Consider the following 10,496-nt stretch of genomic DNA (forward strand, 5'->3'; position numbering starts at 1 on the left):
ACCACGCCGGCGGCTTCGGCCGGCACTTCCATGGTGGCCTTGTCGGTTTCCAGAGTGATCAGGGAGTCGTCCACGGAAACGGTCTGGCCCGGGGCGATGAATACTTCGATGATGTCTACGTTGCTGTGACCGCCGATGTCGGGCACTTTCAGTTCGATCAGATTGCTCATGAGCTTTCCATTCGTAGGGCGGAAGCCCCTCTCGGGGCGTTCCGCCGGATATCCGCTACAGATTCGCTTGCCTTGCAAAGACGGAAGGCCCCGGCCTGGGCCGGGGCTTCCATCCTGGAATCACACCTTCCAGCTCGGCAGCTTGTCAGTCTTGATGCCGTACTTGGCGATGGCTTCCGCCACCTTGGCGCCGTCGATCTTGCCGTCGCGGGCCAGGGCAGACAGGGCCGCCAGAGCCACGTGGTAGCGATCCACCTCGAAGAAGGAGCGCAGATTGGCGCGGCTGTCCGAGCGGCCGAAGCCGTCGGTGCCCAGCACGACGTAGCGGCCCGGCACGTAGGCGCGGATCTGGTCGGCGTAGTTGCGGATGTAGTCGGTCGCGGCGACCACCGGGCCGTTGCGGGCAGCCAGCTGCTGCTCGACGTAGGAGGCGCGGGCCTCGGCGGTCGGGTTCAGCAGGTTGTGGCGCTCGGCTTCCATGCCGTCGCGGCGCAGCTGGTTGAAGGAGGTCACGCTCCAGATGTCGGCGGCTATGCCGAAGTCGGCCTTCAGCAGGTCGGCCGCGGCCATCACTTCGCGCAGGATGGTGCCGGAGCCCATCAGCTGCACCTTGACCTTGGCGTCGCCGCCGTCCTGCAGCAGGTACATGCCCTTCAGGATGCCCTCTTCCGCGCCTGCCGGCATCGCCGGGTGAACGTAGTTTTCGTTCATCAGGGTCAGGTAGTAGAAGACGTCTTCCTGCTCGGCGTACATGCGGCGCATGCCGTCCTGCACGATCACGGCCAGCTCGTAGGCGAAGGTCGGGTCGTAGCTGATGCAGTTCGGGATCAGGCCGGCCTGGATGTGGCTGTGGCCGTCTTCGTGCTGCAGGCCTTCGCCGTTCAGCGTGGTGCGGCCGGCGGTGCCGCCCAAGAGGAAGCCGCGGGCGCGCATGTCGCCAGCCGCCCAGGCCAGGTCGCCGATGCGCTGGAAGCCGAACATCGAGTAGTAGATGTAGAACGGAATCATCGGCTGGCTGCTGTTGGCGTAGCTGGTCGCCGCGGCGATCCAGTCGGCCATCGCGCCCGGCTCGTTGATGCCTTCCTGCAGGATCTGGCCGTCCTTGGATTCCTTGTAGAACATCAGCTGGTCATGGTCCTGCGGCACGTAGTTCTGACCCTGGGTGGACCAGATGCCGTACTGGCGGAACATGCCTTCCATGCCGAAGGTGCGGGACTCGTCCGGCACGATCGGCACCACGCGCTTGCCGATGTTCTTGTCCTTCATGATGGTGCCCAGCATGCGGACGAAGGCCATCGTGGTGGAGAACTCACGGTCGCCCGACGCTTGCAGCTGCGCGTCGAAGGCGGACAGTTCCGGCACCGCCAGCGGCTGGTTGACCGGATTGCGGGCCGGCAGGTAGCCGCCCAGCGCCGCGCGGCGTTCGCGCATGTACTTCATTTCCGGGCTGTCTTCGGCCGGCAGGTAGTACGGCACGTTCGGCAGGTCCTCGTCGGACACCGGGATGCCGAAGCGGTCGCGGAAATTGCGCAGGCTGTCCAGGTCCATCTTCTTGGCCTGGTGGGCGATGTTCTTGGCTTCGCCGGACGCGCCCATGCCATAACCCTTGATGGTCTTGGCCAGGATCACGGTCGGACGGCCGTTGGCGTTGTGGGTGGCCTCGTGGTAGGCCGCATACACCTTGTGCGGGTCATGGCCGCCGCGGTTGAGGTTCCACACCTCTTCGTCGGACATGTTGGCCACCATTTCGCGCAGCTCCGGGTACTTGCCGAAGAAATGCTCGCGAACGTAGCCGCCGTCTTTGGACTTGAAGGTCTGGTAGTCGCCATCCACGCACTCGTCCATGCGCTTCTTCAACAAGCCCTTGGTGTCCATGGCCAACAGCGGGTCCCAACGGGAGCCCCAGATCACTTTCAGCACATTCCAGCCGGAACCGCGGAAGTCGCCTTCCAGTTCCTGAATGATCTTGCCGTTGCCGCGCACCGGACCATCCAGGCGCTGCAGGTTGCAGTTGATCACGAACACCAGGTTGTCCAGGCCTTCGCGGGCGGCCATGGCGATGGCGCCCAACGATTCCGGCTCGTCCATCTCGCCGTCGCCGCAGAAGCACCACACCTTGCGGCCCATGGTCTTGGCCAGGCCGCGGCTTTCCAGGTACTTCAGGAAGCGGGCCTGGTAGATGGCCATCAGCGGGCCCAGGCCCATGGATACGGTCGGGAACTGCCAGAAGTCCTTCATCAGCCATGGGTGCGGATAGGAGGACAGGCCCTTGCCGTCCACTTCCTGGCGGAAGTTGTCCATCTGGTCGGCGGTCAGGCGGCCTTCCATGAAGGCGCGGGAATACACGCCCGGGGCGATGTGGCCCTGGAAGTAGATCAGGTCGCCGTCCTGGTTTTCATTCTGGGCGCGCCAGAAATGGTTGAAACCGACGTCGTACAGCGTGGCGGAGGACTGGAAGGACGCGATGTGGCCGCCCAGCTCCAGATCCTTCTTGCCGGCGCGCAGCACCATGGCGGCCGCGTTCCAGCGGTTGATCGAGCGGATGCGATGCTCCATCTCGTGGTTGCCCGGGGACTTGGCTTCTTTGCCAACCGGGATGGTGTTCTGGTACGCGGTGGTGGCATCGAACGGCAGGTGGGCGCCGCGGCGGCGGGTGCGCTCGACCATGGTCTCCAGCAGGAAGTGCGCGCGTTCTGCGCCTTCGTTGTCCAGCACCGATTCCAGCGCTTCAGTCCACTCCTGGGTTTCCAACGGATCGATATCGTCAGGGAAAGTTGCAGCCATCTCTGGTCCTCACAGCGGGTGACTTCGGGGACCGAGTCTCGAACCGGCCGGCCCCGCGTTTATGCTATCGGCTCGGAAGCGAGCCAATGATTTGATTTGCGATTATAAACGAACAGTTTCGCAAATAAAAATGTTCATTTTCGAATGAGCATCGTGCGACCACGCCAGTGTACGACTGGATGGATTCGCAAAGGAATAGCCGTCGACAGCTAAGACAGCTGGAAGTCGCGAAAAAAACGGATGCTGCGCCGCATCATGTTGTTTTTTTGCGATAAACAACGCGATCCTGAAACAATTGTTTCAATTCCGCGCAGCCTTGCGCTCCTCCTTGGCCAGCTTCTCCACCTCGCGCAGACGGGCTTCCAGCATGGATCTCAAGTAGAAGTCGTCGCCCTTGGCCTTGCCGGCCAGCTGGTACTGCTCCAGCGCCGCGCCGTAGCGTTGTTCGTAATAGAACGCATTGCCCAAGGCGGCGTGGTAACGCAGCGGGTCCTTGTCGGCGTACAGCTTCGCCTCGCGCCGATACAGCGCCGGATCGTCGCGCCGGTTGTCCAGCAGCTGGCGCAACTGCGCCTGGGCGGCCTTGCGGTCGCCGCCGTCCAGCGCGGCGTCCAGCTGGGCCAGTTGCAGCGACTCGCTGCGCGGGAAAACCGACAGCCCCTCGCTGGCGGCGCGGGTGGCGGCGGCCCAGTCGCGGCCGTCGCGGGCGATCTCCACCTCCAGCCCGTACAGCATCGGATTGTCCGGCAGCTTGGCGCGGGCCTTGGCCAAGGCCTCGCTGGCGCCCTTGCGGTCATGCTGCAGCAACTTGGCGCGCGCCAGGCCATACCAATTTGCGCCTTCGCTGAGGAACAAGCCGCGCTGCAGCGCGCTGTCGTAATGGGAAACCGCCTCTTCCGGCGACATGGTCAGCGTGCGCAGCTTCTCGCGCACCAGCAGGTAGTCGACGCTGTCGGCGCGCATCCGCACCGGGTAGTCCAGCGCGCGGTTCTGCGCCTCGCTGATCCGCTCCAGCGTCACCGGGTGGGTGCGCAAAAAGGCGTAGGCGGTGTTGTCGCTGTAGCGGCTGGCCTGCTCCAGCCGCTGGAAGAAGGACGCCATGTAGCGCACGTCGAAGCCGGCGGCGCCCATGTATTGCATGCCGACGCGGTCCGCCTCGCGCTCGAAATCGCGCGAGAACGCCAGCTGGCGCGAAATGGACAGGCCCATGCCGGCCGACACCGCGCCCATCGCGCCCTCGCCGCTGCCGGCCTTGGCCGCCAACGCGGCGGCGACGATGGTGCCCAGCAGCAGCAAGGGGCTGGTGGCGCTGTTGGCCGCCTGCATCCGCGCGATGTGGCGCTGGGCGACGTGAGCGGTTTCGTGTCCAAGCACGGCGGCCAGCTCGCCTTCGCTCTGGGAGGCCAGCATCAGGCCGATATTGATGCCGACATAGCCGCCGGGCATGGCGAAAGCGTTGATGCCGGGATCAGCGACGCAGAAATAGGTGAAATGGACGCCCGGCACCGCGGCCGCCGCGGCCAGCCGGCCGCCGATGCCGTTCAGGTAGGCGTTGACCTCGGGGTCGTCCACCACGTCGCCGGCTTCCCGCATCGCGCGCAGCGCGTCGCGGCCGATGCGCGCTTCGTCGGACAATGACAGCGAGGCGTCGGAAATCTCGCCCAGATCGGGCAGATCGGCGCGGACGGTCAGCGGCTGGGCCAGCGTGGAGGCCAGCAGCGCGCACAGCAGGCTTTTCTTCGCGAAGCTCATGGCAGCCGCGAACGGATCAAGCCGGCATCGGCAAAGCCGCGCGCAATGTTGAACAATTGCACCCATTCGCCATGACGAAAGGGTTCATCCAGGCTTTCCGCACGGGGCGGCTTCTGCAACGCGAACAGCAGGCGGCTTTTCATCATAGGGCTTATGATAGCCGCGAACGATGCGAAATGGCATGCGCGCAATTGTGCGCAATGTTAAACAATTGTAGCGCGCTGCCATGACGGTCGGATTCCGCTAGACTCGATCGCATCCCCCTACCGGTGCCTCGCCATGCCCACCCTGCCCTCCGCCCCGCTCCGCCTCACCGCTCCGGATGGCCGCGCCGCCTTCGGCGTCTACCAGGGCATCGTGCCCGAGCTGAGCTGGCGGGCGCTGGCGCTGACGCCGCTGCAGCGCCTGTCCCGCAAGCTGCACCACAAGCGCTGGCAGTACGCGGCCCTCGCCCACGACGATTTCCTGATCGCCGCCGCAGTGGTGGACGTGGGCTGGAACGGCACCGCCTTCGCCTATCTGTTCGACCGCAAGCAAGGAAAAGTAGTGGCCGCCGCCAGCGCCAACGGCTTGCCCGGCATCGGCGTCAGCATGGCCGACCGCGCCTTCGGCGACGCCCGCTTCCGTCTCCCCGGCAAGCGCTTCGCCTTCGAGCGCGCCGGCGACGTTCTGCGCCTGAGCGTGGCCAGCCGCGAACTGAGCCTGGACGCGGAGATCGACCTCTCCGCGATGCCGCCGGTGCTCGCGGTGGTGGCGCCGGCCAATTATCTGGCCCACAGCACCCACAAGAGCGGCGGCCTGCCCGCGCGCGGCGAGGCCCGCTGCGCGGCCGGACGCTACGATCTGTCCGCCGCCACCGCCTCGCTCGACTACTCCAACGGCCTCTTGGCCCGCGAAACGCGCTGGCGCTGGGCCAGCGCCCACGGCGCCGGCATCGGCTTCAATCTGCAGCAGGGCTATATGGGCCGCGAGGAAAACGCGGTGTGGCTGGACGGCCGGCTGTGGCGCGTCGGCTCGGCGACGTTCTACTACCAGGCGGAAAACCCGCTGGCGCCATGGCGCATCCGCAGCAACGACGGCATGGTGGACCTGGTCTTCACGCCGGAAGGCGCGCGGCGCGAGGACAAGAACCTGATCGTCGCCGCCAGCCGCTACGTGCAGCCGGTGGGCCGCTTCGACGGCGAACTGATCGACCCCGACAGCGGAACGCGCCACGCGGTGCGCGCGCTGGCCGGCGTCACCGAGGACCATGTCTCGCGCTGGTAAAACTGCGCTGCTCACCAGAGACTTTGAACAGGCTATTAAGATGCTGCTGTTGAAATTGCTGCTGGTGCCGGCGCTGATCTGGCTGATCAGCGCCGCCGCCAGAAAATGGGGACCGGGCGTGGCCGGCGCGCTGGCCGGCTTCCCGGTGATCACCGGATCGATCCTGCTGATCCTGACGCTGGAGCAAGGACCGGACTTCGCCCGCCAGGCGGCGCTGGCCTCCGCGATGGGCGCCGCCGCCAACGTGGTGTTCGGCATCGCCTACAGCTGGTCGGCGTTGCGCTGGCGCTGGCCGCTGTGCCTGCCGCTGGGCGTGGCCGGCTACGCGCTCGCCGTCGCCGCCAGCCAGGCCGCGGCGCTGCCGCCGTGGCCCGCGGCGATGCTGGGCCTGGCCTTCCTGCCCTTGGCCGGCTTCCTGTTTCCCGCCCCCCCCGCCACGACGAACCCCCTTCCCCGCGAAGCCGGCATGGCGCTGCGGATGGCGGCCGGCGCGCTGCTGGTGCTGATCATCACCAGCCTGTCGCAACGGCTGGGGCCGGCGCTCAGCGGCGTGCTGGCGGTGTTTCCGGTGCTGGCCAGCGTGCTGGGCGTCTTCACCCACGCCAGCGCCGGCCCCGCCGCCGCCATCCGCCTGCTGCGCGGCATGGTGCGCGGCTTCTACGCCTTCATCGCCTTCTGCCTGGCGCTGGCCGGCGCGCTGGACGCGCTGCGGCCGGCCTCCGCCTTCCTGCTGGCGCTGAGCCTGGCGGTGCTGGTGCAGCTGGCCGTGATGTGGCTGGGCCGGCATCGCCACTGAGAGCGGCTAACAAAACCCCTGGTGCTGCGTTGCGCCGACTTGCCGTACTGCTTGTACTGTCTGCGTCGGCGCGCCTTGCCTCAGCCGTAAAACTGAGTTTTGTTAGCCACTTTAAGCCGGCAATAAAAAACGCCCCATGCGGGGCGTCGGAATGCGGGAGCGGATCGCTTTCAGCGCGCGCCCACCGGCCACACGGTGCGGCCGTATTGCTCGTTCAGCACGGTGGCCATCGCCAGATAGATGGCGCTGGCGCCGCAGACGATGCCTTCGAAGCCGGCGATCATGCCGATCACCGCGTTGCCGGTGAAATCGCGCGCCGCCAGCAGGAAGAACAGCACGGTCAGCGAGGCGAACACGAACTGCTTGACCCGAGGGTAATTGACGGTGCCCACCAGCATGAACAGCGTGAACACGCCCCACATCAGCAGGTACCAGCCCATATAGCCTTCCGGCGTCGGGTCGGCCAGGCCGGTCTTGGGCAGCACGATCAGCAGCACCAGGCTCAGCCAGAACAGGCCGTAGGACAGGAAGGCGGTGACGCCGAAAGTGTTGCCGCGGCGGAACTCCATGATGCCGGCGACGATCTGCGCCAGGCCGCCGTAGCACAGGCCCATCGCCAGGATCATCGCGCTGATCGGGTAGAAGCCGGCGTTGTGGATATTGAGAAGAATGGTGGTCATGCCGAAGCCCATCAGGCCTAGCGGGGCCGGGTTGGCCAGTTTTTCGTTCACGAAACGCTCCAGAATAAGCAAGCAGTAATATTTAAGGAGGCGCGATTCTAGGCAAGCCGGTCCGGCGCGGCAAGGAGATTCGTCAAACCTTGTATAATTAGCATGAGGACCAACTCTGCTTGCAATCGCCGCCTTCGCCCCCACCTGCACAGACCGGTTCAGCCGCGAATTTCTGTCCCGCCTCCGCCGACTGGTGGTAGCATGCCGCCCGGAATAGAGCAAAGCCTCCAGAGCGAATTCACCTATGCGCCCGCCGGACGCACAGGTGAATCCGTCCCGCTATCCGCACAGGAAACCGTACCCATGGACCGACTGAATACCCTGCTCGAGCACAACCGCGCCTTCGTGGAAAACCGCGAATACGAGCAATACAAGACCGACAAGTTTCCCGGCAAGGGTCTGGCCATCCTCGCCTGCATGGATGCCCGCATGGTGGAGCTGCTGCCCAAGGCGATGGGCCTTAAGAACGGCGACGCCAAGCTGATCAAGAACGCCGGCGCGCTGATCACCCACCCCTGGGGCTCGGTGATGCGCAGCCTGATCATGGCGGTGTACGAATTGCGCGCCGACGAGATCTGCGTGGTCGCCCACCGCGATTGCGGCATGCGCGCGGTCGATCCGCAGCGCGTGCTGAACCACGCGATGGAGCGCGGCGTGTCGGAAGACACCATCGCCACCCTGCGCGCGGCCGGCATCGACCTGGACGGCTGGCTGAAAGGCTTCGACAACGTGTCCGACAGCGTGCGCCACACCGTGCAGACCATCCGCAACCATCCCTTGATGCCCAAGGACGTTCCGGTGCACGGCATGGTGATCCACCCGTCCACCGGCCGGCTGGAAATGGTGATCAACGGCTACGGCGACGAGGAAGCGCCGGCGGCATGAACGCCCGCGTCGGCGTGTTCGGCGGCACTTTCGATCCCGTCCACCATGCCCACCTGCGCATGGCGCGCGCCTTCGCCGACGAACTGGCGCTCGACGAAGTCAGGTTGATCCCCGCCGGCCAACCCTACCATAGGCAGGAAGGGCCGCGCGCCAGCGCCGCGCAACGCCTGGACATGGTGAAGCTGGCCATCGCCGCCGACGCCAGGCTGACGGTGGACGAGCGCGAGATCCGCCGCCACCGCCCGGCCTATACCGTGGACACGCTGCGCGAACTGCGCGCCGAACTGGGCGCAGCCGCCGAACTATGGTTTCTGGTCGGCGGCGACTCGCTGGCGGCGCTGTCCTCGTGGAAGGATTGGCGCGAGCTGTTCCGCCTCGCCAACCTCGCCGTCGCGATGCGGCCCGGCTTCGATCCGGCCGCCCTCCCCCCCGAAGTCCGCCAAGAGTGGCAGGCCCGCCAAGTATCTGATTTTTCAAATCGAACGGCTTCCGGTACAATCCGCCCCCTGGCCCTCCCGCCGCTCGATCTGTCCGCCACCCGCCTGAGGGCCCAGCTGGCCGCCGACGAGCCGGTGGAAGGTCTGATCGATCCCGCCGTGCTGGCCTATATCCGCCGGCAGCGGCTATACCGGTAGGGCACCGCCCTACCCGCTCTTTTTGGTACCTCTTGCCGGCGCCTGTGCCTGCTATGTACCGGCACAGGAAAAGGAATCATGGAAATTCAAGAAATCAGCAAACTGGCCGTAGAGGCTCTGGAAGACGTCAAGGGCAAGGACATCATCGAACTGGATACCAGCGAGCTCACCTCGCTGTTCCAACGCATGATCGTCGCCACCGGCGACTCCAACCGCCAAGTGAAGGCGCTGGCCAACAGCGTGCAGGTGAAACTGAAGGAAGCCGGCGTGGACATCGTCGGCAGCGAAGGCCACGAAAGCGGCGAATGGGTGCTGGTGGACGCCGGCGACGTGGTGGTGCATGTGATGCTGCCCGCCGTGCGCGACTACTACGACATCGAGGCGCTGTGGGGCGGCCAGAAGCCGAGCTTCGCGCTGGGCGCCGCCAAGCCGTGGTCGGCGGTATAAGCTGACCGAACAAGGGCGGGTTCTTCCCGCCCTTTCGTTTTTCCTCCTCCGCACAAGCCCTTCCCGATGAAAATCACCATACTCGCCGTCGGCACCAAGATGCCGCGCTGGGTCGACGAGGCCTATACCGATTACGCCAAGCGCTTCGGCCGCGACATCTCGCTGGAACTGAAAGAGATCAAGCCGGAGAAGCGCGGCGGCGGCGTCACCGCCGAGAAGGGCATCGCCGCCGAGCACGAGCGGCTGATCGCCGCCATCCCGCCGCGCGCGCGGCTGGTGGTGATGGACGAGCGCGGCAAGAACTGGACCTCGGTCAAGCTGGCAGAGGGACTGAAGGAATGGATGGCCGGCGGCGACGACGTGGTGTTCGTCATCGGCGGCGCCGACGGCTTGTCGCAGGAGCTGAAGCAGCGCGCCGACGTGCTGCTGCAGCTATCGGCGATGACGCTGCCGCACGGCATGGTGCGGGTGATGCTGGCCGAGCAGATCTACCGCGCCTACTCGATACTCAACAACCACCCTTATCATCGCGAATAGCGCGCCGCCGCTCTGCCATGAAAACAGCCCCGCGGCCTAAACCGACGGGGCTGTCGTTTTTGCGGCTCCCGCCGCGCGCAAGGCGCGGCGGAGGCTAAGCGCTTACTTCCAGCTGGACGCGATCACCGGCTGCAACGCCGCCTGGTAATCGGCCGGCAGCGTCATCTGGCCCGCCGCCGGCGGGTTGAACGCCGCCATCGCCGTCACCAGCGCCTGCACCTGCGACGCCGCCAGCGCCTTGCCGTCGCCGGAGCGGATGGTTTCCAGCTGGTTGGCGGCATTGCCGAACCAGTTTTCCACCACCACCTTGTCGCCGCCGCCGATCACGCTGACTTCCAGGCTGTTGCTCTGCTTGCGAAACCACAGCTGGTCGGCGTTGACGCCCGGGTCGAACTCCAACGCGTCCTGCCCGCCGGAATCCTGCACCAGATCCGCGCCGTCGCCGCGGCCGAAACGGTAGGTGTCGTTGCCGTTTCCGCCATTCAGCGTATCG

Annotated in this window: 12 protein-coding genes; 6 read left to right on the forward strand and 6 right to left on the reverse strand. The window is 65.9% G+C overall.

Annotated features, from left to right (window positions below; genetic code table 11):
* The 4 genes from VL52_RS24245 to VL52_RS25115 form a co-directional block, all read right to left on the reverse strand.
* Window positions 1-170: biotin/lipoyl-containing protein (locus VL52_RS24245; protein ID WP_326980830.1), on the reverse strand; the 170-nt coding region annotated here is incomplete at its 3' end.
* Between the two features lie 120 nt (window positions 171-290).
* Complete coding sequence (aceE, locus tag VL52_RS21850; RefSeq protein WP_046159021.1) at window positions 291-2,954, reverse strand: pyruvate dehydrogenase (acetyl-transferring), homodimeric type; 2,664 nt, start codon at window positions 2,952-2,954, stop codon at window positions 291-293.
* Window positions 2,955-3,254: 300 nt separating this feature from the next.
* A complete protein-coding gene (locus VL52_RS21855; protein WP_046159022.1) occupies window positions 3,255-4,706 on the reverse strand; it encodes a beta-barrel assembly-enhancing protease in 1,452 nt (483 codons plus the stop codon).
* The gene (locus VL52_RS25115; protein WP_160298980.1) at window positions 4,703-4,849 is read right to left on the reverse strand and encodes a hypothetical protein; all 147 of its coding nucleotides are present in this window, start codon (window positions 4,847-4,849) and stop codon (window positions 4,703-4,705) included. Before VL52_RS25115 ends, VL52_RS21855 begins: the two co-directional genes overlap by 4 nt.
* A gap of 136 nt (window positions 4,850-4,985) precedes the next feature.
* Between VL52_RS25115 and VL52_RS21860 the strand changes: the two genes are divergently transcribed.
* Both VL52_RS21860 and VL52_RS21865 read left to right on the forward strand, forming a co-directional pair.
* On the forward strand, window positions 4,986-5,972 hold the full coding sequence (locus VL52_RS21860) for a DUF2804 domain-containing protein (RefSeq protein WP_046159023.1): 987 nt from the start codon (window positions 4,986-4,988) through the stop codon (window positions 5,970-5,972).
* Between the two features lie 40 nt (window positions 5,973-6,012).
* Window positions 6,013-6,768, forward strand: coding sequence for a hypothetical protein (locus tag VL52_RS21865; protein ID WP_046159024.1), 756 nt, complete (start codon window positions 6,013-6,015; stop codon window positions 6,766-6,768).
* Between the two features lie 170 nt (window positions 6,769-6,938).
* Here VL52_RS21865 and VL52_RS21870 read toward each other — a convergent pair whose 3' ends face one another.
* Window positions 6,939-7,499: an acetate uptake transporter gene (locus VL52_RS21870; RefSeq protein WP_046159025.1), complete on the reverse strand. Its 561-nt coding sequence runs from the start codon at window positions 7,497-7,499 to the stop codon at window positions 6,939-6,941.
* 303 nt (window positions 7,500-7,802) lie between these two features.
* On the opposite strand from VL52_RS21870, the gene VL52_RS21875 reads away from it, so the two are divergent.
* The 4 genes from VL52_RS21875 to rlmH all read left to right on the forward strand — a co-directional run bounded on the left by VL52_RS21875 (window position 7,803) and on the right by rlmH (window position 10,003).
* Window positions 7,803-8,384, forward strand: a complete 582-nt coding sequence (locus tag VL52_RS21875; RefSeq protein ID WP_046159026.1) for a beta-class carbonic anhydrase — start codon at window positions 7,803-7,805, stop codon at window positions 8,382-8,384.
* Window positions 8,381-9,019 (forward strand): nicotinate-nucleotide adenylyltransferase, encoded by a 639-nt coding sequence (gene nadD, locus VL52_RS21880; RefSeq protein WP_046159027.1) that lies wholly within the window; start codon window positions 8,381-8,383, stop codon window positions 9,017-9,019. The genes VL52_RS21875 and nadD overlap by 4 nt, the downstream gene beginning before the upstream one ends.
* A gap of 78 nt (window positions 9,020-9,097) precedes the next feature.
* The gene (rsfS, locus tag VL52_RS21885; protein WP_021475654.1) at window positions 9,098-9,466 is read left to right on the forward strand and encodes a ribosome silencing factor; all 369 of its coding nucleotides are present in this window, start codon (window positions 9,098-9,100) and stop codon (window positions 9,464-9,466) included.
* Window positions 9,467-9,532: 66 nt separating this feature from the next.
* Complete coding sequence (gene rlmH, locus VL52_RS21890; RefSeq protein ID WP_046159028.1) at window positions 9,533-10,003, forward strand: 23S rRNA (pseudouridine(1915)-N(3))-methyltransferase RlmH; 471 nt, start codon at window positions 9,533-9,535, stop codon at window positions 10,001-10,003.
* Window positions 10,004-10,105: 102 nt separating this feature from the next.
* Here rlmH and VL52_RS21895 read toward each other — a convergent pair.
* Window positions 10,106-10,496 (reverse strand): calcium-binding protein (locus tag VL52_RS21895; protein WP_046159029.1); only part of this gene is annotated, 391 nt, incomplete at its 5' end.

Source organism: Chromobacterium vaccinii (assembly GCF_000971335.1).
GTDB classification, from domain to species: Bacteria; Pseudomonadota; Gammaproteobacteria; order Burkholderiales; family Chromobacteriaceae; genus Chromobacterium; species Chromobacterium vaccinii.

Bases quoted from the DNA above. Each gene is read 5' to 3' on its own strand.
- VL52_RS21875 (WP_046159026.1), top strand. From the start codon at position 7,803: ATGGACCGACTGAATACCCTGCTCGAGCACAACCGCGCCTTCGTGGAA.
- VL52_RS21860 (WP_046159023.1), top strand. From the start codon at position 4,986: ATGCCCACCCTGCCCTCCGCCCCGCTCCGCCTCACCGCTCCGGATGGC.
- aceE (WP_046159021.1), bottom strand. From the start codon at position 2,954: ATGGCTGCAACTTTCCCTGACGATATCGATCCGTTGGAAACCCAGGAG.
- rlmH (WP_046159028.1), top strand. From the start codon at position 9,533: ATGAAAATCACCATACTCGCCGTCGGCACCAAGATGCCGCGCTGGGTC.
- VL52_RS21865 (WP_046159024.1), top strand. From the start codon at position 6,013: ATGCTGCTGTTGAAATTGCTGCTGGTGCCGGCGCTGATCTGGCTGATC.
- rsfS (WP_021475654.1), top strand. From the start codon at position 9,098: ATGGAAATTCAAGAAATCAGCAAACTGGCCGTAGAGGCTCTGGAAGAC.
- VL52_RS25115 (WP_160298980.1), bottom strand. From the start codon at position 4,849: ATGAAAAGCCGCCTGCTGTTCGCGTTGCAGAAGCCGCCCCGTGCGGAA.
- VL52_RS21855 (WP_046159022.1), bottom strand. From the start codon at position 4,706: ATGAGCTTCGCGAAGAAAAGCCTGCTGTGCGCGCTGCTGGCCTCCACG.
- nadD (WP_046159027.1), top strand. From the start codon at position 8,381: ATGAACGCCCGCGTCGGCGTGTTCGGCGGCACTTTCGATCCCGTCCAC.